The 26,278-nt window shown below is 36.2% G+C and carries 26 protein-coding genes; 5 read left to right on the top strand and 21 right to left on the bottom strand.

Going from position 1 to position 26,278, the window contains the following annotated elements; translation table 11 throughout:
• Positions 1-28 precede the first annotated feature (28 nt).
• The 5 genes from G9C87_RS11265 (at position 29) to G9C87_RS11245 (ending at position 7,176) form a co-directional block, all read left to right on the top strand.
• Positions 29-1,564, top strand: a complete 1,536-nt coding sequence (locus tag G9C87_RS11265; protein ID WP_172281144.1) for a phytoene desaturase family protein — start codon at positions 29-31, stop codon at positions 1,562-1,564.
• Between the two features lie 70 nt (positions 1,565-1,634).
• Positions 1,635-3,302: a C45 family autoproteolytic acyltransferase/hydolase gene (locus G9C87_RS11260; RefSeq protein WP_172282401.1), complete on the top strand. Its 1,668-nt coding sequence runs from the start codon at positions 1,635-1,637 to the stop codon at positions 3,300-3,302.
• A 256-nt stretch (positions 3,303-3,558) separates the two neighbouring features.
• Positions 3,559-4,650, top strand: coding sequence for a hypothetical protein (locus G9C87_RS11255; RefSeq protein WP_172281142.1), 1,092 nt, complete (start codon positions 3,559-3,561; stop codon positions 4,648-4,650).
• Between the two features lie 23 nt (positions 4,651-4,673).
• A complete protein-coding gene (locus G9C87_RS11250; protein WP_172281140.1) occupies positions 4,674-6,686 on the top strand; it encodes an FG-GAP-like repeat-containing protein in 2,013 nt (670 codons plus the stop codon).
• 124 nt (positions 6,687-6,810) lie between these two features.
• Positions 6,811-7,176, top strand: coding sequence for a hypothetical protein (locus tag G9C87_RS11245; RefSeq protein WP_172281138.1), 366 nt, complete (start codon positions 6,811-6,813; stop codon positions 7,174-7,176).
• A 1-nt stretch (position 7,177) separates the two neighbouring features.
• Here the strand turns inward: G9C87_RS11245 and G9C87_RS11240 are convergent, their stop codons facing one another.
• From G9C87_RS11240 to G9C87_RS11140, 21 genes are all read right to left on the bottom strand, one after another.
• Complete coding sequence (locus G9C87_RS11240; protein ID WP_172281135.1) at positions 7,178-8,344, bottom strand: DUF2062 domain-containing protein; 1,167 nt, start codon at positions 8,342-8,344, stop codon at positions 7,178-7,180.
• 4 nt (positions 8,345-8,348) lie between these two features.
• On the bottom strand, positions 8,349-8,834 hold the full coding sequence (locus G9C87_RS11235; protein ID WP_172281133.1) for a hypothetical protein: 486 nt from the start codon (positions 8,832-8,834) through the stop codon (positions 8,349-8,351).
• A 5-nt stretch (positions 8,835-8,839) separates the two neighbouring features.
• Positions 8,840-9,211, bottom strand: a complete 372-nt coding sequence (locus G9C87_RS11230) for a 3-hydroxyacyl-ACP dehydratase (RefSeq protein WP_172281131.1) — start codon at positions 9,209-9,211, stop codon at positions 8,840-8,842.
• 3 nt (positions 9,212-9,214) lie between these two features.
• Positions 9,215-9,850, bottom strand: a complete 636-nt coding sequence (locus G9C87_RS11225; RefSeq protein WP_172281129.1) for a hypothetical protein — start codon at positions 9,848-9,850, stop codon at positions 9,215-9,217.
• Complete coding sequence (locus G9C87_RS11220) at positions 9,816-10,442, bottom strand: LolA family protein (RefSeq protein WP_172281127.1); 627 nt, start codon at positions 10,440-10,442, stop codon at positions 9,816-9,818. The genes G9C87_RS11225 and G9C87_RS11220 overlap by 35 nt, the downstream gene beginning before the upstream one ends.
• Positions 10,439-11,191 carry a polysaccharide deacetylase family protein gene (locus G9C87_RS11215; protein ID WP_172281125.1) on the bottom strand — a complete coding sequence of 251 codons (753 nt, stop codon included), beginning with the start codon at positions 11,189-11,191 and terminating at the stop codon, positions 10,439-10,441. The genes G9C87_RS11220 and G9C87_RS11215 overlap by 4 nt, the downstream gene beginning before the upstream one ends.
• A gap of 158 nt (positions 11,192-11,349) precedes the next feature.
• Positions 11,350-12,411, bottom strand: coding sequence for a beta-ketoacyl synthase chain length factor (locus G9C87_RS11210; protein ID WP_172281123.1), 1,062 nt, complete (start codon positions 12,409-12,411; stop codon positions 11,350-11,352).
• Complete coding sequence (locus tag G9C87_RS11205; RefSeq protein ID WP_172281121.1) at positions 12,408-13,607, bottom strand: beta-ketoacyl-[acyl-carrier-protein] synthase family protein; 1,200 nt, start codon at positions 13,605-13,607, stop codon at positions 12,408-12,410. The genes G9C87_RS11210 and G9C87_RS11205 overlap by 4 nt, the downstream gene beginning before the upstream one ends.
• Positions 13,608-13,610: 3 nt before the next feature.
• Complete coding sequence (locus G9C87_RS11200) at positions 13,611-13,868, bottom strand: phosphopantetheine-binding protein (protein ID WP_172281119.1); 258 nt, start codon at positions 13,866-13,868, stop codon at positions 13,611-13,613.
• A gap of 53 nt (positions 13,869-13,921) precedes the next feature.
• Positions 13,922-14,461: a 3-oxoacyl-ACP synthase gene (locus G9C87_RS11195; RefSeq protein ID WP_172281117.1), complete on the bottom strand. Its 540-nt coding sequence runs from the start codon at positions 14,459-14,461 to the stop codon at positions 13,922-13,924.
• 10 nt (positions 14,462-14,471) lie between these two features.
• Positions 14,472-15,605, bottom strand: a complete 1,134-nt coding sequence (locus G9C87_RS11190; protein WP_172281115.1) for a beta-ketoacyl synthase N-terminal-like domain-containing protein — start codon at positions 15,603-15,605, stop codon at positions 14,472-14,474.
• Positions 15,602-16,030, bottom strand: a complete 429-nt coding sequence (locus G9C87_RS11185) for an acyl-CoA thioesterase (RefSeq protein WP_172281113.1) — start codon at positions 16,028-16,030, stop codon at positions 15,602-15,604. The genes G9C87_RS11190 and G9C87_RS11185 overlap by 4 nt, the downstream gene beginning before the upstream one ends.
• Positions 16,020-17,288 carry an ABC transporter permease gene (locus G9C87_RS11180; RefSeq protein WP_172281111.1) on the bottom strand — a complete coding sequence of 423 codons (1,269 nt, stop codon included), beginning with the start codon at positions 17,286-17,288 and terminating at the stop codon, positions 16,020-16,022. Before G9C87_RS11180 ends, G9C87_RS11185 begins: the two co-directional genes overlap by 11 nt.
• Entirely contained in the window at positions 17,275-18,033 is a 759-nt protein-coding gene (locus tag G9C87_RS11175) for an ABC transporter ATP-binding protein (protein WP_172281109.1), read from the bottom strand. The genes G9C87_RS11180 and G9C87_RS11175 overlap by 14 nt, the downstream gene beginning before the upstream one ends.
• 1 nt (position 18,034) lies before the next feature.
• Complete coding sequence (locus G9C87_RS11170) at positions 18,035-19,030, bottom strand: BtrH N-terminal domain-containing protein (RefSeq protein ID WP_172281107.1); 996 nt, start codon at positions 19,028-19,030, stop codon at positions 18,035-18,037.
• Between the two features lie 59 nt (positions 19,031-19,089).
• On the bottom strand, positions 19,090-19,494 hold the full coding sequence (locus G9C87_RS11165) for a hypothetical protein (RefSeq protein ID WP_172281105.1): 405 nt from the start codon (positions 19,492-19,494) through the stop codon (positions 19,090-19,092).
• 12 nt (positions 19,495-19,506) lie between these two features.
• The gene (locus G9C87_RS11160) at positions 19,507-19,947 is read right to left on the bottom strand and encodes an ABC transporter permease (RefSeq protein ID WP_172281103.1); all 441 of its coding nucleotides are present in this window, start codon (positions 19,945-19,947) and stop codon (positions 19,507-19,509) included.
• A gap of 5 nt (positions 19,948-19,952) precedes the next feature.
• Positions 19,953-20,384 (bottom strand): hypothetical protein, encoded by a 432-nt coding sequence (locus G9C87_RS11155; protein WP_172281101.1) that lies wholly within the window; start codon positions 20,382-20,384, stop codon positions 19,953-19,955.
• Positions 20,384-21,523 (bottom strand): beta-ketoacyl-ACP synthase III, encoded by a 1,140-nt coding sequence (locus G9C87_RS11150; RefSeq protein WP_172281099.1) that lies wholly within the window; start codon positions 21,521-21,523, stop codon positions 20,384-20,386. Before G9C87_RS11150 ends, G9C87_RS11155 begins: the two co-directional genes overlap by 1 nt.
• A gap of 3 nt (positions 21,524-21,526) precedes the next feature.
• A complete protein-coding gene (locus G9C87_RS11145) occupies positions 21,527-22,441 on the bottom strand; it encodes a dialkylrecorsinol condensing enzyme DarA (protein ID WP_172281097.1) in 915 nt (304 codons plus the stop codon).
• A 45-nt stretch (positions 22,442-22,486) separates the two neighbouring features.
• On the bottom strand, positions 22,487-26,137 hold the full coding sequence (locus G9C87_RS11140; protein ID WP_172281095.1) for an MMPL family transporter: 3,651 nt from the start codon (positions 26,135-26,137) through the stop codon (positions 22,487-22,489).
• Positions 26,138-26,278: the final 141 nt, after the last annotated feature.

The raw sequence follows: 26,278 nt of genomic DNA, 5'->3' as shown, positions 1-26,278 counted from the left end.
TTAGCTTTAAAGAAATGAGACGCTACTTTTGAAAAAAGAATATGACATACTTGTAATCGGCAGCGGTTTAGGAGGTCTTGTTTCGGCTTTGATTTTAGCGAAAGAAGGTCTTAAGGTATGTGTATTGGAGAAAAACAATCAGTACGGAGGTAATCTACAGACCTTTTCCCGTAATAAACTTATTTTCGATACCGGTGTTCATTATCTTGGAGGGCTTTCAAAAGGCCAGAACCTGAACCGTTTTTTTTCCTATCTGGAAATTATGGATGATCTGGAAATCCATCAAATGGATCTAAACGGATTTGATAAAATAACTTTTGACGGAGATGATACTGAATATCCTCATGCGCAGGGTTATGGGAACTTTGTTTTTCAGTTATCCCGTTTCTTTCCTCATGAAAAAGAAAACCTTGAAAGATACTGTGAGGGAGTACAATACGTCTGTAATCATTTCCCCAGATATAATGTGGTTGGAAAAGATCATTACAATGAGGAGATCCTTCACCTCAATACCCGGAGATTCATAGAATCAATTACTTCTGATAAGAAGCTACAGGCCATATTATTAGGGTCTAATTTCCTGTATGGCGGAGATTCTGAAAATACCCCGTTTTATGTGCATGCACTTACCGTTAATTCCTGTATTCAGAGTGCTTATAAATGTGTGAAAGGAGGAAGCCAGATCTCCAAGTTGCTCATCCGCAAATTACGGGAATATGGTGCAGATGTTCACAAGCATTCTGAAGTCTCTGAAATGATCTTTAATGAGGATGTTTTGGTGGCCGTAAGGACTAAAACGGGTAAGGAATATGCTGCTAAAAAGTTTATTTCCAACATGGAAATCCGTTCTACTCTAAAGCTGATCAATGAGAAAAGACTAAGGAAATCTTTTCTTAACAGGGTTTTAAGCTGGGAGCCTATTTCTTCCTGCTTCAGTGTCTATATTGTTCTGAAGCCGGGAAATATACCTTATTTTAATCACAACATCTACCATTATTCTTGCATTGAACAGGTTTGGAATGCTTATCAGTATAAGAATGAAACCTGGCCTGAGACGTATATGCTAAGCTCCACTCCATCGAAGCATCATCCTGAATTTGCAGAAAGTATGACAGCAATTACTTATATGGATTTTGATGAGGTGAAAAAATGGGAGAAAACAGTCAATACAGTAACGGATGAGCATGAAAGAGGGAAAGAATATGAAAAGTTCAAGCAGGAAAAAGCCAACAGGATGATTGATGCGCTGGAAAAGAAAATTCCGGATCTCAGAGAATCGATTAAACATATATACACCTCTTCACCACTTTCTTATCGTGATTATATAGGAAGTTTTGAAGGAAATATGTATGGATATATAAAAAGTTCTGAAACCCCATTGAAAACAATGGTTTCACCAAGGACTAAAATTGATAATCTTTTTTTAACCGGACAGACTGTTAATATGCATGGTATTTTAGGCGTGACCATAGGTGCTTTTAATACCTGTGCCGAGATTTTAGGGAAAGGACTTATTGATGATCGTTTGAAAAAAATGGATACAAAGAGTGACAAAGAGAGTTAATTTCAGGTTTTCAATTCGGAATGATAGAAAGTGGAATGAGGATTTTCAATCTTCCTTTTCTATCTTGCGTATTGTTGATATCTGTAAGATAGTATGCTCGCTCTTATGCACTATTACGCTCGTCTCATGTGGTATCCAAAAATCCATACATCATCTTCCTGAAGTAAAACAATATGCTTTGGAAGTTCCCAAAGTTGAAAGGATTAACGATTCTACCTTTAGTTTTAATCAGAATTATTTAACGAAGAACCGGCAGCAGCTTTGGGAATTATATATCAAGGGAAATCCTTTACAGTTAGGATACAATAATGGTGCATTGACGAAAGACCTGATGCAGAAGCAGGAAGCCATTTTTTTCTCTAAGGTAGAAGGATTTGTACCATCCAATTTTAAGCAAAAATTACTACGAGGATTTCTAAAATGGTATAACAGGAAGATGTACCTGAATGTAAGGGAAGATTATCAGGCCGAACTATACGGATTGTCCCGTTACTCCTCTGATCAGTACAACTTTATTGCTCCAAGGTATTTAAGAAGCCTATATCTTCATGGAGCTCATGATATTGGCCACGCCATGCAGGATCTTGCTTTGGTGGGATGCAGCTCTCTGGCAGTTTGGAATGATAATACGGAAGATGGAGACCTGCTGATTGGTAGAAATTTTGATTTTTATGTTGGAGACGATTTTGCAAAAAATAAGCTTGTAGAATTTATAGAACCTGAAGAAGGTATTTCCTATATGTCTGTCAGCTGGCCCGGAATGATCGGGGTGGTTTCCGGAATGAATAAAGAAGGAATCACGGTGACGATCAACGCAGGGAAATCCAAAATCCCATTAACCGCAAAAACCCCAATATCTCTTGTAACCAGGGAGATTTTGCAGTATGCTAAAAATATTGACGAAGCCATTGCTATTGCTAAAAAAAGAAAGGTTTTCGTTTCAGAATCTATATTGGTAGGAAGCGCCAATGATAAAGATGCAGTGATAATTGAAGTTTCTCCCAATAACTTTGGAGTTTACCGGGTTCAGAATTCAAGTCGTATTGTTTGTACCAATCATTTTCAATCCGAGTCTTATAAAGATGATAAGAAAAACAGGAAACATATTCTGGAAAGCCATTCGGGATATCGATATGAAAAACTTCAGGAGCTTCTTCAGGAGAACAAAAAATTAAATCCGGAAAAAATGGCTTCGATTCTCAGGGACAGATCAGGTTTAAAAGGTGAAAAAATAGGATATGGAAATGAAAAAGCCCTTAACCAGCTGCTGGCTCATCATGCCGTCATATTTTCACCTCAGAAGAAATTAGTCTGGGTTTCTTCTAATCCTTATCAGTTGGGCGAATTTGTTTGTTATGATTTAAACAGGATATTTTCCGCAGATCGTTTGAAATCCGGAGAATTTGCTGTTTCCAGCCTCAATATATCTAAAGATCCTTTCTTAGACTCCCGGGAATTTAAAAATTATGAAGAATACAAAAAGCTTCATAACCAGATAGATGATGCTTCAGAAGGTAAGGGAGAAGTGCTGTCAGAAGATTGGATCCGGCATTATCAATCCTTAAACCCAGATTTCTGGCTTGTTTATTACCAGGCGGGGAAGTACTATCTCAGTAAGAAAGACTTTTATAAGGCAAAGGCAGCTTTCGAAAAAGCTCTGACGAAAGAAATCACTACTGTCCCGGACAAAAGGAAAGTTGAAAAATATCTGAGAAAATCCGATAGAAAATTGAATTAAGACTGTTCTATCTAAAACCTTCCCATTCCCTTTAATACTATTGAATATTTAGTGATCATATTTTATCTGATTTTTATTGGTATAAAAATATATGTGTTTGTGGGATTGCTTGTATTTTCAGTTATTTTATTGAGTAATTTGTTTTGTTTAGGGTTATTTGTTTTATTATTTTAATTAAAAATTGCTTTTAAGTGAAAAATATTTTAAAACATTTGAATTTATTAATTATATTCGTTTGTTTAAAATTAATAAATGAATGAAGAAAATCTATTTTTTAGTTCTTTTGTCCTTTCTTATTGCGTACTCCTGTAAAGATGAGAGAATCGAAGGAATAGGCGTTGAAAATCCCCGTGTTAATTTCGATATTAATGCTGTTCCCTATGCAAAATTATCTACTTATTCTTTTTTCACCGGCGAATTGAAGAACCTGGTTCCGGCACCCAAAGTAATACCTTATGAACCTGCCAGTTCGCTTTTTACAGATTATGCTTTAAAGAAAAGATTTATCTGGATGCCGGAAGGTACAAAAGCTACTTTTGATGGTGATAGCAAAACATTGGACTTTCCTGTTGGCACTGTATTGATAAAAAGTTTTTATTACAATACCATACAGCCCGGTAATACAACGAAAATTCTGGAAACGAGATTAATGATAAGAAAATCCAGTGGATGGATATTTGCCGAATATTTATGGAATGATGACCAGACAGAAGCCAACCTCGTATCCGGAAACGATTTTACCAGCGGAAGCTCCAAAAATATTACATTTAAAAAAGAAAATAATGAAATTCTGAATATTGACTACAGAATTCCATCGGAAGCAGAATGCTATGCATGTCACAAATTAGACAATAAGCCTGTCCCTATCGGGGTAAAGCCCCAGAATTTAAATACAACATACAATTACCCTGGAGGAGTTAAAAATCAATTGCAAAAACTGGTTGACGAAGGTTATCTGGTCAGCTATCCTGCAAACATCGTTTCTACAGTGAATTATAAAGATACGAGTAAGCCTGTGGATATCCGGTTACGATCCTATCTGGATATTAATTGTGCTCACTGCCATCAGCAGAATGCACGTTGTGATTATCGGGCTATCCGATTGAGCTTTAACCAGACTACAAACCTTACCAATATGGGAGTTTGTGTACTGGCAGATGAACCGATAGATGCCTCATTGGAAAGAATTATAACACCTGGAAATCATAACAAATCAGTGATGAGCTTCAGACTTTCTTCTGTAGATGAAAGTAAGAGAATGCCTTTGTTGGGGAGAACGATTGTGCATGATGAAGGGGTCGCCCTCTTAAATCAATGGATCAATTCTTTGAACCAAAACTGTCCCTAAAAACTAAACAACCTGAAGAAAACATGAGAAAAAATTTATCCCTTTTTATTTTGTTATTCAATATAACCTGGGGAATTGCACAATTAACGTGTGCTTCTGCATTGAATGTGGTGCTGGGAACAAATACAGCACCTGTAATTACCGGAACTGCAGCTACTACGGCATGTAATATCGGACTGCCTGGTACGGCCGGATTATGGTACAAATATACCGCGACCCAGGATAGGAGTGTTACCGTCTCAACAGTCATTACAGGACAAAATGTTGATACCCGGGAGATTATATTTAAAGGCACCTGCGGAGCATTGACCTGTGTAACGGCGAATGATGATTTTTTAGGAAACGCTTCTCAGGTAACATTTACAGCACAGGCCGGCACAACATATTATATTGTTTTTGATAATAAGTGGTCCAGTTCAGGATTCAATTTCACGGTATCTGAAACGGCTCCGCTTGTCAACAGGGTGTCTTTTACCCCGCAGTCCGGTAATGTTTATGGTACTTATAATAATTGTGTAGTAGATATGAACGGGGATTATCTGGATGATATTGTATCCGTTTTGAGTAACACGCAGATTGCAATCTCCTACCAGCAGCCTGGAGGAACTTTTAATCCGGTTACCTATAACGTTCCCAACACCACAGTTACCCCTAGCTGGAGCATAGCAGCTGGAGACTATGACAATAACGGATTTAATGATCTGATATATGGTTCGGGAAATGGCATTTGTTTTTTAAAGGCCAATACAGATGGAACGGGGTACACTTCTGACAGAAAACCCCAAACATTCCTGACACAGCGTACCAATTTTATAGATATTAATAAAGATGGAAAGCTTGATGCTTTTGTATGTGATGATAATGCGCCGAACCGGTTCTATTTGAACGATGGTACTAATATGAACCATAACCAGGGAGGATTGGGAGATTTTCCTTCAGGAGGTAATTATGGTTCTATCTGGATTGATTATGATAATGACGGAGATATGGATCTTTATATTGCAAAATGCAGTGGTGGAGGTTCAGGGCCAGGAGGAAACGTAGATGAGCTGCACCGGAATAATGGTGATGGAACGTTTACGAATGTGGCAGTGGCGGCTAATATGGCGAATCCTACACAGACATGGTCCTCTGCATGGGGGGATTTTAATAACGACGGCTGGATGGATGCTATCATTGGGATAAATTCTACCTCAAACGGGTTGAGCAGAGTCATGAAAAATAATGGTAACGGCACCTTTACTGATGTATCTGCAGGCTCCGGATATGATATTATAAGCAATCTAAGCAGGGAATATGTGACCTATGATTTTGATAATGACGGATTCCTCGATGTATTGGGAGCTGGAAATACAATTATGTTTGGCAATGGAAATTTCCAATTCACTCCTAACCTTAATCCTTATAGTCTTGACTTTAACAAGCGTCCAATAGGTGATCTGAATAACGATGGCTTCCTGGACATTCAAAGTGGACAAACGATCATGATTAATGACGGAAATTCTAATCACTGGTTAAAAGTGACATTGAGGGGAACCCAGAGTAACAGAAATGGAATCGGGGCAAGAGTTGAGATTTACGGAGAATGGGGTAAACAGATTCGGGATGTGCAAAGTGGGGTAGGTTTTATGAATATGAATACTCTTAATGTTCATTTTGGAATCGGGCAAGCAACAACGATCGGAAAAGTGGTCGTAAAATGGCCTTCCGGATTGGTAGATGTTATTAGTAATGTTACCCCGGATACAACATTGCATGTTGTGGAAGGAACACATCTTGATGTGAAGGAAGTGCAAAATACACAAGAACTGCTGACAGTTTATCCTAATCCGAGTGCGGACCTTTTAAATTTCAAATCCAACGCCGATTTCGTTCCGGTGGAGGCCAGATTATTTGATGCAAGCGGTAGAATAGCTTTGCAGACAAAAGTTGAAAGAAATACAATATCGATTAAACAGCTGAACACAGGTACTTATATTCTCGTGTTATTAGATAAGAATGGCAAATTATATTCGCAGAAAGTAACTAAAAAATAGTACTACAATCAATTAATAACTTCAAACTGCAAAGTCGAAAGGCTATGCAGTTTTTTATTTAAAATACTATATTGCAGGCTCAAAATAATATTACATTATTCTGAGAATAAGTAAAAACGATTCAATGATTTCGAAGAAGATTAAAATCTTATTTAGTATTCCTTTTATTATTATTGTGTGCTACACTTGTTATTTAGTAAGTGTATATGATTCCATTCCCGAGATTATTCCTATCCACGGATATGGAAAAAATACAGATGGATTTGGCAGCAAAATGTTTTTATTTTTTCCCATCATTCTTAACCTGATCCTGTTGTTGTTTATCTGGTGGATTATCAAAAGTCCTCATAAAATTAATTTTTCCTTTGAAATAAAAGAGGACGAGAAAGCCAGGACCTATGCAACAGCTCAAATGGTGTTGGTTATCGTTTCGATATTTATTACTGTTATATTAACCCTTTTGTTATTTTCAGGGGTTGTATTTAAATAAATTATTCAGGATTTACTTTATTAAGAAAAAGATAGACTGCAGCACCTGAAATAGCAGATGCTGTGCTTGCAAGGATCATACTGCCGATAACATATTGAAGGAGGTTATTCTTTACCAGATCGAAATTTAATTCCTGGTTAAAAACATTGCTTTCACCATGTACGAAAGGAGCTCCGATAAATAAAGAGATTGCTATGATAAAAGGAATAAGGGGAGGTAAGCTTATATTGGATGCGACAAAAGCCAACACCTTATTTAATTTAAATAATACTGATAAGGAAATAACAAGCAGTGTCTGAAATCCCCAAAAAGGTGACAGCCCGATAAATACACCTAATGCAACGGAAAAAGCTTTCGTTCTGTTACTGCCATCACTTTCAAGCACATCCTCTTTAATGAACTTTTTGAGACTTTTCTTACGGAAATTATTAATAAAATTTCTTGGAATAATGTAGAAAAGGGTAATCGTAACAAGAATGGTATTCAGGATACTTATCCGGGTAAAATCTTTAAATGGCCTGAAATGAGAAACCCGTTCTGCAGGATCATATAGAACCTTAACAGGGACATTCTTAACAGGAATATGCCGCCATGCAGATCTTACAATAACTTCAATCTCAAACTCAAATTTTGGGGTAAAATATTTCTTGGGGATCTTTAGTAATGGATACAGACGGTAGCCAGATTGGGTATCTTCTAATTTAATACCTGTTTCAAACCAAAACCAGAAATTAGAAAACCTGTTTCCAAAGCTGCTTTTCTTAGGAATTCCGTCTTGAGACATATTTCGGTTACCGATGAGCAAAACATCTTCTTTTTCTTTGATAAGGGCTTCTGTAAAAACCGGAATGTCATCCGGGTAATGCTGGCCATCAGAATCTATTGTTATAGCGTAATGAAATCCTGATTCTTTTGCTTTTCTGAAACCTGTTCTTAAGCCGTTTCCTTTACCTTTATTTTCCTGAAGTGTAATGACTGTAATTTGCGGATAGCCGTTCAGTATCTGAGCTGTGGAATCCGTGGATCCGTCATTGACCACAATAATGTTTGAAGTATATTCTAAAACACCATCAATAACTCTTGCCAGTGTTCTTTCATTGTTGTAGGTGGGAATTAAAATACAGATTTTCTTTTCGGAAATTGTATTTTGTACTTCAGGAAGGGTCATTGTTTTATTTTAATGAAGCTTTGTCTGCTGGAGTAAAAGTTTTAGACTGCGCTGCAAATCTCTGAATATAGCTTTTTAAAGCCTGATTCTGCTTGCTGTAATTGTTCAGAATGAATAATTTATCATCTTTTAAACTGGAATGGTATCCTACAATTTTAGGAATATTTTCCTGAACGCTCAGGCGGATCACTCTCAATTCAATATTGTTAGGATTATTTTTAATAATACTTTCAAGACTTGTTGCACCTGTTTTTACAAAAGATTTTCTCTTTCCTTTTTCAGTGGTTACCTTGGCTTCCATAATTTGTGCAGCTGCTTTATAACCGGAAATAACGGGATCAGTTGAAGACTGTTTTTCCGCGATATTGATAAAGGACTGAGTATTGGCGTTCGATTGATTGGCTTTCGCATAGCTGTTTCTCAATGACTCCAGATCAGAGGACTGAAAGAAAAATATAAATACGGCTACCAGCGATAAGATGAATTTCATAATTTCTATCTTTTATAATGTACAGACATCTTTAATGCAATAGTCTCGCCAAATAAAGTCGTGTTCTTTACTTTAATCTCATCTTCTCCCTCATTAATATCGAGCTGTACAGTAAGGTCGGGTGTTTCAAAAGGATTAATGATGGCCATAAACTTCACATTGGAAGCTGTTTTTAAGAACAACTTTGAACCGGTGATCTCTTCTGTAAGTTCTTTTACAATTTGCATCATGCACACTCCGGGCGTAACCGGATTTCCCGGGAAGTGTCCCTTAAAAATTTCGTGATCACTGTTTAATCTGATATGGGCAACGAAGCTTCCGTTTTCCGCTTTGTCGTACGATTTTAGAGTATAAAAGTCTGTAAGAATGGTTTGCATCTGTTACTCGGTTTCTGTTATTTGAACTAACTTTATATTGATCTTGAAATCTTTATGTTGAAGATTGATACTATCCGCGAATATATGTTTTTTTGCTTCAAAACTAAAATCGATTTTTGCTTTATTATTCCTTGTATATATGATCTGATGAAGCAAGCCGTCCTTTTTATCAAAAAACAAATAATACTTGTTGTGGTCTTCCTGAGAGACAAAAATCTTTGACTGATCATTTTCAAAACTTTCCTGTACCGGATAGGTCTGCTTCAGAAGATGTTGAAAATCATTCTTCAGGAAGTTTTTCACGATTTTCTTATCGAGATCAGGAATGATATAATTGATTTTGAAATCTTGATCCGAAATTTCAAAATCAATAAGTTTATTTCCAAAATCTGATGTCAATGCCACGCGATGTGTCGTTTCGTTGATCCTTTTTATGATAAGAATTCCACTGACGTGATTTTTATAAATATCGATCTGGCATTTATACACATAATCTTCTTTTGAAGAAAAATATAAGTTCTCAACAGATTTCTCAGTTCCTGGTGCAGGTTTTACATCAGTAAGCTGATAGGTCTTACAGGATATGAAAAACAGTAGAAGAGTACTATAAAGAAAACTCTGATGCAGAAATCGGGGCATTGATCTTTGTGTTTTTGAAAACTATATTCGTCGTATCTCCTGATGCTTCCAGCATATTGACCTGGGCAACGGTGGATTCATTTTTAGGAAAATATAGTTCGATCTGTTTAATGTACTTCAGGAGCTGAGCAGATTTAGGAGTGAATTTTGCAATATTGTAAGCAGAACTTTTGAAATAAGTGACGATGAATTCGGGATCACTAAACATTTTTCCATTGGAGCTTCCAACAATAAGTTTGTTAATTTTTTCAAATGTTTTACTTTTTGCATCAACAGAGGATTTCTTCCCCTGATCATTGATAAAGATTTTATTTTCCTTAAAAACAATGCTGTATTGATAAGGCTTGGTGTATTTCCAGCTTAGCATATTGGGCGATTTAAGAGACATCTTACCATAGGTGACAATGTTCTTATCCAGGAAATCCATTTTTTTTGTTTGGGTAAAGTCGCTCTGCAACGTTTTGATTTGTTGGGTTTCAGATGATACCTTCGTTACAAACGCCTTTGCCTCCGTTCCTGTCATTGCTGTGTTTTGAGCAAAAAAGAAACCTGAAACCAATAAAAATGCTCCGAAAGCAATATTTTTAGTCATTTTTTATTTGATTTTATAATTGAATCAATAGTAAAAGCAGAATACTTTTTATCCTTCAAAAATAGCAATAAATCTACCAAAACACGATAGGTCTTTTCTGAAGTGTCGTGAAGAAGCACAATGCTGCCGGGTTTTATTTTAGATATAATTCTTTTGTAGATTTTCCTTTCATCTTCTATAACGGTGTCTAGCGATCGTACATTCCAGCCGATACTTATTTTTCCGCTTCTTTTAATTGCTTTAGCTATGGAAGGATTGGTCACTCCAAATGGAGGCCTGTATAATACGGTTGTGGTGTTTCCCACAGAGGCAATTATTTCATCACATTTTGCTATTTCATCAGTCATTTTTACTGTCGGTAGAAAACCCGTTGAGTTAGAATGGGTATACGTATGGTTTCCAATGCTATGACCCTCGGCAATAATCCTTTTGAACGTATCAGGATATTTTTCAATTTGTTTTCCAATACAAAAAAATGTTGCTTTGATGTGATGTTCCTGAAGCAGATCTAAAAATTGAGGTGTAAACTCAGTCGGTCCGTCATCAAAAGTAAGGGCAACCTCTTTAACTTTTGTTTTTTTATGGGTAATGCTATTCACAAAATAGCCCAGCTTAATATCAAAGGAACCCCAAACCACAAATGCCGAAAAAAGTAAAAAGCAGAATATATATACCCAAAAGCTCCCGTGAAATGCATAGATAAATACATTACAGAAAATATAAAATAGGATCATTGAATAGTGCTTCATTGTATTGTTTTTTTTGAACTTCCAATCTGAAATTTTTCATCCGGGGTTTGACACAGCCGAACGAAAAATCTAAAAAATTGAGAACATACTAGGTGTTACCCGCTTACAATTTAACGATTTTGAAATGTAAAGATTAAAAATTCCGTCCTTTTATCCTATCATACCTTTTCTAACAATACCAAACTATGATCATTTCCTAAAAGATGATTGTACAAAAGCACATTTTTAATCGCATTCTTTTTTATAGAATTGATCATCATGATCTCCGGGATTTGTTGATTTTTCAGAATATGACATGCCATAAATGTTGAAAAACCACTTGCCGTATTGTATTCTCCGCTTAAATGTTTATAATATAGCAATGCTGATTCAGGAAACAGGTTCATTGCTGTTTTATAATACGTATCCGATTCCTGATCGCCACTGAATCCTAAAATTACGGCATCAATATCGGTAAAAGAAAGATTATTCTTCACGAGAAAAGCTTCAATAAATCTTTCGGTTTCCTGCTGTTCAAGTTTATTGGTTATTTGAACGTCCCTGATCTGGGCATAAGAATTTTCCGTCTTATTTTTTCCAATGACAAAAAAGCTTGAACCTTCACCCCATAGTACACCTTTTGTTGTTGATGTTAAAAAATCAACAGGAAAATGTTCGGTTTTTTTAATGATGTGGCGGAGCTGGTAAAGTTCCATTGTTCTTTCGGTCTGTTCATCCGTAGAGCCAACAAGTATATTTTCAGCCTCATCATCGGTAAGCTGAAGTTTGGCATCCAGTAAGGAAAACTCTAGAGCTGAAGAAGTATTGACATAAGTAAAATTATAAGCGTGGCATTGTAGAGCCAAAGCAATCTGGCCGGCTACGGTATTGTGCGTCGACTGAATAAAATAAGTTGGAGTTAAAAATTCCTCCTGATTGTCGATTACATTTTTTAAGAATTTTTCAGAATCCTGAGAACAGCCCATTCCGGTTCCTACAATAATGGCATCCGGTTTTTCTATTCCAGCCTCTTTCAAGGCGTAGTGAGATGCGACAGAGCTCATTTTTACCGTTTTAGACATCCTCCTGATCATTGCTGCGGGAATGAATTCTTTATATGCCGGTTCTATTGCTTTTACAATTGGTACAGAGTTTTCAGGTTTGAACTGACCAAAAAAATCTTCAGCTAATGTATCCTGTACCGAAATACATGAAGCCCCATTGATATACACTGAACTCATGGCTTGGAGAAAATTAGGGTTGAACAGTTTCCTCCGAATCCAAATGAGTTGGATAAGACATGGTTGATATTCTTTTTCCTAAGTTCAGTAACCGGAACCAGGTTGAATTCTTCCATAGGAGTTTTAAAATTCAAATTCGGAAATATAATGCCGTGCTGAATGGCTAAAATGGAATAAACTGCTTCTATTCCTGCTGCAGCGGCTAATGTATGCCCTGTAAAAGCTTTGGTGGAACTGAATTCGGGAACATTTCCTTCTCCGAAAATACGGATCATTGCAATTCCTTCCGACAAGTCATTATTGGGAGTGGCTGTTCCATGAACATTGATGTAGTTAATGTCCTCTTTGTCGATTCCGGAAACCTTTAATGCTTGCTGCATCGCAAGATAAGCACCTTGTCCGTTTTCAGACGACGCGGTTTGATGATGGGCATCATTAGCATTTCCATAACCTGAAAGATAGGCAAGAACCTTTTTATTCTCTTTTTTTACAACTTCATCAGACTCCAGCACCAGAAAAGCTGCTGCTTCACCTAGATTCAATCCTTTTCTGTTCTGGTCGAAAGGAGTATTGTAAGAATCGGTTAGGATCATTAAGGTATTAAACCCATTGAGTGTAAATTTGGATAAAGAATCTGTTCCGCCTACGATCACACGATCCAGCACCCCATTTTTAATAAGCTTAGCTCCCATCATGATCGCATTCGCTGCCGATGAACATGCGGTACTTATTGTTGATACCATTCCTATTAAGCCCAGATAATCTGCAATGGCTAAAGAGGAGTTTCCTGCATCATGAGCGTCAATATATTTTTGCTTTTCAGGAAAGTCTTCATAGTTGTAGAAATACTTTTCAGTAATATCCATTCCTCCGACACTTGTCGAGGAAATCAGGCCTGTTCTGAAGGCATTGATATCGGAAATTCCTGCATTTTCTACAGCTTCTTTTGCAGCAATCATTCCCAATAAAGAGGTTCTTGTAACATTGTTGTCTTCATTCAGCTGAAGGTGTTGTACAAGTTCTTCATTAGACTGTTTTATTTCACCTGTTTTAATGTGTCCTGCATGGCGGGTTTCAAACATTTGGATGTCCGAAATGCCATGCCGGCCTGTTGTCAGCGAAATAAAATTTTCTTCCACGTTGTTGCCAACGGAAGAAATGATGCCCATTCCTGTTATGGCAATTTTATGACCCATTAATTATTTTGTTCTGTTTTCTTCGATGAATTTTGCCATCGTATCGATAGATTGAAAAATTTCTTTTCCTTTCTTTGGATCAGCTAATTTTATTCCATAATCCTTATCCAGAAGAACAATCAGTTCTAACGCATCAATAGAGTCTAATCCTAAACCACCACCAAATAACGGGTCTGTGTCTTTGATTTCCTCAACAGCTACATCTTCAAGGTTAAGAACTTCTATAATTTTGTGTTTTAATTCTAATTTTAAATCTTCCATAATTATTATTTTAAGGTAACCCTATAACAATGTGCCAGATTACCAATGATATTTTATAATGCGAGCAAATATACAAAAGCTTTATAACTTTCCTGATATAGTTCCACCCAGCCACACAATACATTTTCTGCTTTTCCGGACTTCAGTAATTGCTGGGCATAATTGTTTAAAAAATTTTCATCAAATTCGTCTAAAACGAAAAAAGCATTTTCAGTCTGCATTTTATGTCGGATGCTTATTTCTCCTACACAAATGTTAGGCAATGTATACACAAAGACCGCAGGGCTGGGAAAATAATTCTCGTTGGAATTGATACTTTCTTGATATTTAAAGTCCGTATCCAGACTTGATGATTTATTGGCAAAAACCAAAGCAGTTTTGCTGTTATCCTGATCTTTCAGAAGCATTTCTGCGGCTAAAAAAGCAAGTTTGCTTAGCGGATCCATTTTATGGAACTTAGGATAATTAAGATCAAGGTTCTTGTAGGCTTCTTTAGCAAACTCCTGAAATGTTGTTTCCTGATTTGAGAAGACTATATTCCCGTTCATGGTAATTGTAGAATTTTCTATAGTGCAAACAGCTGTTTTCTTCATCTTATCCGGTTTAACATTTTTCTAAAACAATTGCAGCATTACATCCTCCAAAACCAGAAGCGGTTTTTAAAATATATTTAATTTCTGAGTGTTGCTGTTCTTTTATGATATGCAGAGGTTGGGAGACACCCATCTCTTTAAAGTTTTTGGAGGGAAGAAGGGTATTGTGCAAAGCGCTTTCCATTGAAATGATACTTTCTAATAATCCCGATGCACCAAGACAATGTCCGTAAAACCCCTTCATACTATTCAACGGGACATGTTGAAGCTCCATTCTGTTAAAAGCAATAGCTTCCATTTCATCATTATACAGGGTTGCTGTTCCGTGTGCAGAGATAAAATCAATATCAGTGACAGCTACTTTAGCTTCTGCCATGGCATTCCTGATACTTTTATACAGTCCGTCTCCTGTTCTTGAGGGACCTGAAATATGGTTAGCATCATTAATAGCAGAATCTCCGAGAATTTTAAACCTAAACTGATCGGTTGAAATTGTCCCGGCAGTTAGATATACCGCTGCCGTAGCCTCTCCGATATTAATTCCGTTTCGGTTTTTATCATAAGGCTGGCAAGGTTCTGTTGCCAGAGCCTGAAAAGAGTTAAAACCGGAGATAACAAACTCCGTGATTTCATCACCTGCAATGACAAAAGCATCTTTATAATTTCCCGATTGAATCAGGTTTTTAGCTACGCCAATAGCCATCACTCCTGAAACACAGGCGTTAGAAACAACAATGGGCTTTGATTTAAATCCAAAAAAATCAGCGATCTTTTGTGCCAGGACAGAAAGAAATGCCCCCTCTGGTAAAGAAGATTGATTCTTTAGTAAGCTCACATTTCCCTTTGTGGTAGATAATATAAAAGCTGTTTCTGTAGTAATGTCGTGCCTTTCTATTAAAGGTTTTAAGCACAACAGGAACATTTTTTCCAATCGGGTGAAATTCTGGTGGGGAAAATGGCTGTTGAATTCCGTATTTAATTTTTCCGTATCCACCATTGAAGCATATACTGCTTCCTGGTTCTCTAAAATTGAATGCTGAGCAACTCCGGACTGGTTTTGCAACAGAGCATGCCAATTGTCGTTGAGGTCCATACCCAGCGGAGTGACGCAGTTATAATCAGTTATGTAAATCTCCTTCATCATGACAATTTCATTTTATCTTTCCATTTCTGAAAGAAGTCGGGATTATAGAGGCATAAATTTCCGTCATTATCTAAAAATACCTGAATGGTCTCGCCTTTGCAAACCAGTTTATTATCCTGATTGAATATTTCATAAGTAAAGATCAGTTTTGCCGCAACCGAATTCACAAAAGTAGTTTCTATTCTGAAGGTTTCTCCGTATTTTAAGGGAAGAAAATGCTCGCATGTGCTTTTTACAATAGGAGTAAGGTAACCGGCATTCTGGATGTCGAGATACGAAAGTCCGTGCTCTCTTCCAAAAGCTTCCCTTCCGTCTTCAAAATAGACAATATAATGACCATGCCAGACAATTCCCAAAGGATCTGTTTCATTGAATCTTACTCTGACTTGTTCAGAAAAGGTAATATTTTTTTCTTTAGACTGCATTTTTTTTCCTTTCGTAAAAAATAGAAATTGTGACCATAGCGATATAAAATAAAAATAATAAAATAAGCTCTTTCGCTATATCGGTGATTCCACTGTTTCTTAAAATAATATCGTAATACGCATTAAGTCCCCAGTTCATAGGTGAGAACTTGGCCATATGCTGCATAAATTCAGGCATCAGGAACACGGGAACCCAGATTCCACCAATAGCAGCCAATACAACAACAGATGTTGCGCCAAAAGGTGCAGATTGTTCCTGAGTATCTGCAATGGTTCCCAATAAAACCCCAAACCCAATAGCGGCAAGCCCGGCAAATAAAGTAACCACAATAAGGTGGAACATTTTTCCCGACACATCGAAAGCCGGAAGATTCATGTATGGAAAAAGGTATATACCTACAGCAACCATCAGTAAAAACTGAATCATACAGATGATTAGATAAGTACATGTTTTACCAAGAATATGAATATAATAAGGTGTTGGACTCACTCTGGCTCTAACACTGGTGCCCTGGCTTTTTTCTTTAACCAGATTGATAGAAAGAGGGACTACAATGAAAAAGATAGCAAATAATGTCCATGCAGGAACGTTATGCTGAACAGAATTCGGGATTATCTCCACATTGCCTTTCGATGGAGTGATCTCTTTAAAGCTGATGAGATTCTTGTTTTCCTCCAGGTTTTCTGTTGTTCCGAGCTGATCCTGGAAAGCTTTGTAAATTTTTTTATTTTCAATCTCAAAGATCATTTTATTCACAGAATTCATCACGGAGTTTTTGAAGCCAGCATTGGTTGCAGGATCAAAATATAAATGAATATCTTTTGTCTTTGGAGCTGTTTTTTTTACAGCTGCGGAGTCAGTTTCCAGTCCGAAAGAACTTACGATCGTCTGAACTTTGGATTCTATATTGGAATTCAGGTTTTTAGTTAAGTCTTCAGGAATGACAATAGCCATCTGATATTCGCCTGAAAAAACGGCGTCCCGGGCGGACTTTTCGTTATAATGGGTCAGAAGCTGAAATGTTTTGCTGTTTTCCAGTTCCTTTTTTATATTTTGAGAAACGTCAGACTTGTCCTTATCGATAAAAATGATTGGTATTTTGGATCCTTCCAGATTTTTAAAAGTCGAATCCTGAATCAATGTGATCGTAACGATAAGCAGCAAAGGCATCACAAAAATAATAACGATCCCTCCGATATCCCTTTTTAATAAAAGGATTTCTTTAATAAAACTTCTCCACAATTTATACAACAACATCTCTTAGTTCTTTTCCGGTTAATGAAATGAAAACGTCTTCCAGATTTTCGGCGGAAGCTATCTGTGCAACAAGCTCCTCCGGGGTCCCTGTAGCATGGATCTTCCCTCTGTCGATAATGGCAATTTTTGTACAAAATTCCTCGGCTTCTGAAAGATGGTGGGAGGTATAAATAATACAGGTTCCGTTTTTATTGAGTTCCTGAAGGAAATCAATGATCACTTTTTTGGATTGTACATCTACTCCTACGGTAGGTTCATCCAGGAAAAGGACTTTAGGATTGTGAAGTGTTCCTGCAATAAGATTACAACGACGTTTCATACCTCCTGAAAATTGTTCTACCTTTTTATTGGCAAATTTTGATAATCCCATAATTTCAAGGGATTCATCAATGCTTTTATGAAGTGCTTTATGCTTGAGCCCATATAAGCTTCCAAAGAATAACAAATTCTCTTTTGCAGTAAGGGTAGGATAAAGAGCATATTCCTGAGGAACTATTCCAATAATCTGCTTTATTTTAAAACTGTTTTTCTGTGGTGAAAGACCATTAATGGTAAACTGACCGGAAGTGGGCTTGATCAGTCCCGAAAGCATGGAAATGAGGGTCGTTTTTCCCGCACCGTTTGGCCCAAGAATTCCATAGATTTCGTTTTTGTCGATATTTAAAGAAATATCATTGACAGAAAACTCATCAGAGTTCTTGTATTTTTTATAAAGATTTTTAATTTCAATAATATGCTCTGCCATATCAGATTGCTTTTCTTAGTTTTTTATAGAAAGCTTCTTCCAGATCTGCTATATGAAGCATTGATTTCGAAAGTTCCTGATAAATATTGCTTTTTGAATTCCTGTTTTTATAAACTCGTGCAATATCCACAGCGAAGTCTCTCCATAGATCACCTATGGCTGTAATTTCTTTTGACAACTCCCTTAATTGATCATTCTTAAGAATTTCTGCTGCTTCTTGTAAAAAAGCTCCGTAAATAAATCTGAATCCGCCACCACCGGTTCCTATTTCTTCCTGCATTCTTATTAATTGCCCCAAATAATGGTTGGTCACTTTCGTTCCTTTTTTCTCGGCCCATTTGGGAATACTTTTCGCGACCCATCTCATGGCTTTTACTCCTATGAGAGGCACGGGAGCAAGCATATTTTTACAGGTGTCTTTAATCCCTTTTTTTATGGCTTCTTCCAAATGGATGTTTTCAGGGATATAAACGGGATAATACATGTGGCCTTTTGGCGGTAATGCTCCCTTTGCATATCTTACTTTTTCGAGTTCAGCCTCAGATAATGTGGTTACGTAATCCATTACAGGGTCACTGATCAGAAACCTTCCGTCTTCCTTTCCGTAAACGACAAGATTATGCGCATTAAAATGAAATTTATATTCTTCCGGGAAATACGTAAGGTTAAAAACCCCGACCTGAAGTCCTGTAGGGATATTGTTCTCTAAGTTTTTTTCTAATGCTACCTGGGCATCTTTAGGATTTGAGAATTTTTGTCTTTTAATTTTAATACCCAATCTTTTTGCTGCTTTGCTGAAAATGGCACCTGGCATCGGACGATAGCTAAAGCCCGGTGCAAAGTTTACTTTTAGAAAAGGCAGATACACAAAAAATAACCCCGAACCTATTCCGAAAATCATAGGTTCGCTTAATTTTATACCTTTATAGAGTAATAAATTAGAGGCAACACCGTTTTCGCAATGAGCGGTTTGGTGGTGTTCAAAATTCAATTTCATCCTTATATTTTTTTATTTCAGGGAAGATAGAATCAGTATCAATTATGTACTTTATCTTATTATCTTCCATTGAAATTTTTTAATTCTTCTACTGTGATCCCAAATGCATCAGCATATTTTTTCAGCACAGTATCGCTTAGTGTTCTAAATACTTTTGGTTTGGTATGTCTTTTTATCCGCCACTGCCACATTCCGACATATGCAGAAAGGACAGCCATATCCATTTTATTTAATTCCATGAAATAAATGATGGGACTTACGGTCTGAGCAGCAACGTTTTGCCGGGCTTCTTCTATTCTCTCATTAATAAGAGCCATGGATTCGTCAAGGGCAAGCTTTTTGGCTTCCCAGCCAATACTGTTTGCTGTTGTATAATTGTCATTTTCATCGGTAACATATACCACTTCGGTCATGTTCGCTGATTTCAGATTACTTTCGTCCTGTGGAAGATCCTGCTTTTTCATAGTCTGTTTTTATTATGATAGTTTTTGAATAAACAGATTGATTTCAGCTCTTATCAATAATTCATCATTATTAAAAGTTTCGCAGAAGATATTGCATATATTCTCATATTTGGAAATAAGCGATGCCTTCGAAATGATCGTATCATCCACTTTCGGTAATGAAAAGACGTCGATTTTTTTAATATTGGTAATGAATCCGATCACTTTTGTTTCTATTTCGGGCCCTTCAAAAAAACTCTGGCCTACAATAGAAGAGCATGTTTGTGCGGAATTTTCGATTAACCCTGCTTCTACAAGTTCATTGTTATGAACAAAAATATTATCTGCTGTTATCAGAAAGGAAGTGATCACATTTTCTTCTGTTAATTCCAGAATATAATCCACCATAAGCATCGGTTCCCGATGAGGTAAAAAGTTATGGATATTGATGATATTGTCTTCCTTAATTTTCATTACTATTATTTTACAACAGTTTTCATTTGAGAGCTTGCGATAGTTAGTCCGTTCAGTTTCGTAATACAGTTAACTAATGTAACTCCCATTACTTCGTTGAGGATTGCCACTTCTGTTTTTAGCTCATCTCCAAGTTTGGGTAAAGATTCCGCGTCAAAAGATTTGATGGCTCCTATATAACCCGTTGGAGCTTCTTTACCTAAAAGGTAATACTTATAGCCTGTATGCAAAGCTACGCTTTGAGCCTGATGTTCGATCAATCCCGATGCCTGGAAGATTCCATCCTGCAAGAAGATATTGTCTTCTTTTATCGTAAAACCCGAGACCAAATGATTCTCAGAGTATTCAGTTAATTCATTCACCATGACAAAAGGAAACCTCTGTGGAATTAAACTTTCCACAAAACTTTTATCAGATGTTGGCAGATTGATTTCCATTAGCAAACCGTTAATAATGCACAGGAGTAAGCAAACCTTCCACTTTCAGGAACACAAAGAAGTACTTTTTCTCCCTTTTTCAGTTTTCCTGAATTCATCAGTTCTTCTAAAGCAATGAAAATAGAGCCAGCTCCAATATTTCCTACTTCGGAAAGGTTATAATACCATTTTTCCCATGGGAAATCCATTCCTTTTTTGGCAAATTCTTCCTTAAGCCCATTTTTAAAGTAACCGGATGAAATATGTGCCAGGACGTGATCTATTTTTTCAGGGTCTAGCTGGTGCTTGTCGAAAGAAGCTCTTAAACTTTCTGCCCCTTTTACTAATATATATTGATCCAGAAGCTTTGTATCCTGCTTTAATGCAAAAAGAGACTGCTTCAGCCATTCATCAGATGGATAATCTGCCCATGATTTTAAGCTTCCGTCCTCTTGCTTTTCACAGCCGGAATACATACAAGCTTCAATTTCATGTGCATAAGAATAGAAATCGATGAATTCTACTTTTAAAGAAATGCTGTTTTCCCTTGGTTTGTTTTCTAATAATAAAGCACCTGCACCATCGGAAAGCATCCATCTTAAAAATTCTCTTTTAAAAGCAATAATAGGTCTTTCCTCCAGTAGTTTCAGGTTTTCTGCTTCGTGATTGAATTTATCTGCTGTCATCCAGGCCGAAAATCTCTCAGAACCTACACAAACCGCATTATCACGTACACCGGCTTTTACAGAAAGAAAACCATAATTAAAGGCATTCATTCCTGAATTACAAAGCCCTGTTGAGGTATTGATTTCTATAGATTTTCCCACATTCAGCTCTCCATGAACCATCGAAGCATGAGAAGGCTGAATCTGATCTGCAGAAGTAGTTCCACAAGATAATAACTGAATATCATCTTTCGTGAAATTTTCATCAAACAACCCTTCTACAGCTCTTGCTGTGATCTGAGCATTGGTATGGGTAGGTTGGCTGTTTTTATCTAAAGCGTAATATCTTGTTTTAATCTGATTATTTCTTAAGATCAAAGCTCTTGCTTTAGAGGGGGTGTCATTGACCAAGCCAAGATAGCTTTCCATCTCATCATTAGAAACCGGATCATTGGGTAAGTATGTTGAAGCTTTGGTTATAAATACGTCGTTCATCTCTTATTTTAAATTTATTCCTTGTAAATATTTTTTTTCTTTCATTCTTTTAGATCTCAAAAGAGGTGCCAACAATATGTGAAAAACTAAAACAATAGGGGAAATAATCCATATCGCTGCCATCAAATATACCTTAAAGAATTTGATAAGCATTGGTCGCTTTTCTTTTTTCCTGATAATAAGGTTAGACCATACAGTAAAGATTTTGTTCCCTACTTTTTCCACCCTTACTAAAAAAGGTCTGATTTCTACAGCTCCGTTTTTTACCAGTTCAGGTTGCAGATTATCATAGTGGTTATTATCGAAATGCCTTTTGATGATGTTACCGTATTTTCCGGCTCCGGCAATCTCTTCATCGGAAATTCCTGCTGCCGGAAGCATTCCCGATTTTTCTTTTTTTCCAGTTGTCAACCAGCGCAAAATAGTCAATACACTGGTATAATTGTCATGTCTGTCTACCAATGCAATGTTTCCGACCAGTTTTGCATTTAAGTTTTTTAAATATACCTTAAGCTTTTCCTGCGAAAGCATCCACATATTTCGGGTCCCTGAAACAGTAACAACAGGAGTGTCTTTTAAAATGTTTTCCGCATAACCGCTTTTTAAGAAAGAGATAATTGGAATTGAGGGAGTTAAGTACCAAACCTGGTACCCGAAAATAATAAGATCGAATTTCTTATTCAATACTTCTTCTGGCGGAGGAAGTATTTCTCTTGGTATCTGTAAATAAGACTCCGGGAATGTATTGAAAAAAACATCACCTGGCCATGGAAAAGGGAAGTCTTCCTTAAGCTTAATGCTATAATAGGTGACATTATATTCGTCCTTTTTATCCTCAAAAGGCTGGGCAATATTCTTTACAATATCCTCTAATTGGCCCGTTTGTGTATAGTATAAGACAAGTATGTTCTTCTGCATGGAAATTTTTATTGTTTACAAAAATATAATTTTATAATTTATCTGTTATCTCTTATAGATTTTAATTGATTCTGAACTAAAATATAAATTATATTCGTCGTTTTGAAACAATAAGTTTTTAATATTGAAGAAGATAATAACATCAGGAAGCTGGTCAATACTGTTTAAAGCATAGTTATCACTGGAAACTAAAAGTATACCAACCTTTTTATTAATCTCTGAAATTGTGGATATATAGTTTATTTTTCTTTTTTTAACGAGATAATTATGATCAGCGATTTCTCTTTTTTCAATATCCGGAATCAAACTGAATATCTTGCGGCTTGCCTGTTGAAGAGAAAGTAGGATGTCGATCTGGCCGTAGTCATCTGCAATATGAAGAAGCGTTGCGTCTTTAGGAATATGCTTGTTCAATTCAAAGTAAGCAGACTTATTGATCCTGAAATCTTCTTTAACCTGTTTTACAATCTCATTTTCCTTATACAAAAAGCTCAGAAACAGCTTCTTTTTAAAGTAATCCTCATTCTCCAGCTCTTCTCTTAGCTTTGAAAACTCTTCTCTGAAATAAGCGTTTATTTTTTTTGTTCGTTCAGAATACGTGGACCCAAAACTCTCATCATTTTGAAGGATACGATCTCCTACTTTTACCGTAATGCTCCCATCATAAATGATAAAGTCTCCTTTTGGCAATACTTCCGAGTTGCCATGAATATACACGGGTAAAATATCCAGATTCAATTGCTCAGAAAGGTAGAAAGCTCCTTTATGAAATCTTTTAATATCATTCGTATAAGAACGTTCTGCTTCCGGAAAAACCACCAGCGAATATCCTTGTTGTACCTTTTCTTTTAGTTTGTCAATTCCGTTTTCAATACCTTGGGAAACCGGATAAAAACCTAATGCCTTTACAAGTTTTCCAAAAATAGGTGAGTTATACACCCAATCATTTACAAGATATACAATCTTGTAATTGGTCATTGCTAGAGCCAGTGTATCCAGGAATGAAGTATGATTGGCAATAATAATAGCAGGTTTACTTAAATCTTCTTCAGGATTTTTTATCACCGTCTTTTTTACAAATGGATTACTATATAAAACAGAAGTTAAAAACCGGGCAATGAATATTTTGATATACCTGAGTGTATTTCCCCTGGCATTTTTAACAAAAAAAGCTCCAAACAAGGAAAAAAGAAATCCTCCCAGCCCATAGTAGGCAAACGATACCACGGAGTGAAGGAATAATCTAAAAGTAATAGGAGAAAGTCCCTTTTTTGCTCTGTTAATAATTAAAAGTCTGAACCAGAACGGATACAAAGTAGAAGTAATGATAATAACCGAAAACATTCCTATTAAAGCCACCAGTGCCAAAGAGTGTAATGCTGGATGCTTGGCAAAAATCAATGAGCCGATCGATAAAATAGTGGTGAAAACAGCTAAAATGATTGAGATCCTGTAAGTGGGAAGTTCATTTTTACCTGTAGTATGTTCTTTTTGCATAGCCTTTGTCAGAAAGATGCTGAAATCGTCTCCGACTCCAAAGATGAGGGTACAGACTACAGTACTGAAAATATTGAGTTCCAGCCCTAAGAAATAAAGAATGCCGGCTGTAACCACTCCTGTTAATACAATAGGGAACATGGTAAGGACAGTGAGTTCAAAATTTCTGAAAAAGACAATAATAGTAAGGATGATGGCGAGTAGTGAATAATTGATCAGGGTGTTGAAATCTCTTTTCAATAATCCCAGAAAATTCTCATTCATTTGCTGGCGGTCAATAGCAAGAACATCCTGCTTTTTTTCTACATCTCTGATAAAGGCATCTCTTTTAGTTTCATCCACTTTTATAATATTGGAAATAGTATAAAATCCTTTTTCATTGCTTAAAAATTCAGATACCTGTAATGCTTTTATTTTTTCATAATCCTCAATGCTGCGGGTGGAGTAGTTTTTGTTTAAAAGTTCTGTAAATTGCTTAAAAGCTGAACTATTAAATCCAAATTTGTTTCCATTGCTTACCAATTCTGAAACCGTTTGATTTTTCTTTGGGTCGTTCCAGAATTTTTTCCAGTTTTCAATCTTTTTTTGCTGATCCTTTTCAGACAGGACTACATTGCCCAGAGAATTATAGCTCAGGATTTTTCCTTCCTTTTTTTCTTTTTCCAGAAATTGGTTCAGTTGGGTGTTTCGGGTTAATGCTTCTTCTTCAGAATTACCATAGGAAATGGTGTAGATTGATTTTGAAGTAATATCTGAAAGCTTCTGTAATTTTGCTTCGCTTATTTTCAGATCCTTTGGAATGTAATTTAGATCTCCAATGTCTTCATTAAAACCCACGTGCCTGAATCCAAATAAGCAGGCAATAATGACCAGGGAGCATCCTATAATTAGGGGTTTGTTCTTTTCATAGGGATAAAAGCCGATCCTGTCAATAAAATTTGTGCTTGCTTTTTCCCCTTTTTCTTTAGGGTGGTATAGTTGGGGAACGATAATCAGGGCTGAAATGGAAGAAAGCATTACGGTTAGTGAAGCAAATAGTCCCAGATCCTTTAAGGCTTCCGATCTTACGAAGACGAGACATAAAAAAGAAACCGCAGTGGTAGCACTGCTTAAAATAATAGGTTGGGTAATTTCTTTATAGAGTTCTTCAATATTATTATTGTGTTTATAGTGTGTAAGAATATGCAAGGCATAATCTATTGTAATTCCGATAAGGATTGCTCCGACACTTAATGAAATTGCTGAGATCTTATCCTTAATAAAATATAAGATAAGCAGTGCCAGCAGAACAGAAAATACCGTAGGAAGAAAAACAATAATCGGAGTGAAGAAATTCCTGAAATAATAAATAAGCAGGATCAGCAGTACAGTCATGGAAATCATTACTGTATTCTGAATGTCCTTTTTTATCTGTTCAGCATTTGCAACCGCAATTACGGGTGAACCAAAGTAGCTGATTTCTGTTTTTCCTTTAAATTCTTTATTAAGATCATCCTTTATTTTGTTGAGCTGGTCTACAAAAAATTCATTGTTTTTAGTGTCGTTACTTTTGTTTTTAGGATCAATAAAAAGTAATAGATTTTTTCCGTCTTTCGTTACAATAAAATTATCCTCCAGCTTAAAATCTTTGCTGACATTAAGTGCATTCAATTTTTTAATGCCTAAAAAAGTAATTCCGAGGGGATCTTTTTTTATAAATTCTTTTGTAACCAGGCTTGTTGGAGAAGCAAGAGAGATGTAATTGTTTTCTACCTGTTTTGCAATGCTGTCTTTCTGAATCTTCCTGTTGATTTCTTTATAGTCATTTTCATCTAAAAACAAAGGGAGGTTTTGATTTACAAAATCAAAAGTCTCGGAAATTTCACTGTCATTTACCTTTCCCTGAATCGCTCCGATATACTTTTGTAAAGGAGAAATTTTTTCCAGAAAAGTATTGGCGGTTTCAGAAAGCTGAAAATTATCCTCCGAAGATTTATTCTCAATGATGACGATGATCTTATCTGAAAAATTAAGTTGTTTAAGAATTTTTGCAGTAAGATCAGATTTTTCACTTTTAGGAATGATCTGATTGATGTCTTCCTCGAAATTTATTTTTGATGCAAAAAACAGGCAAACCAAAGCAATTCCCACTGCAAATAATGCAGATAGAACTCTGTTTTTGGAGATTAAATAGTATAAAAATATAAAAAAACGATGCATCTCATTAAAAAATCAAGTTTGCAAATTTAATTTTTTAAGTATTAGTTCAAAACTTTTACCCCGTAAGTTTATTTTAAAATCAATAAAATGTTTAGGTAAAATAAAAAAAACTTATACTTTTGCAAATGTCCCTCCTAATAA

It is taken from the genome of Chryseobacterium sp. LAM-KRS1, from assembly GCF_013184525.1.
GTDB classification, from domain to species: Bacteria; Bacteroidota; Bacteroidia; order Flavobacteriales; family Weeksellaceae; genus Chryseobacterium; species Chryseobacterium proteolyticum.
Note: the sequence above shows the minus strand (reverse complement) of the source record. Positions and strands in the feature narration are given on the sequence as shown.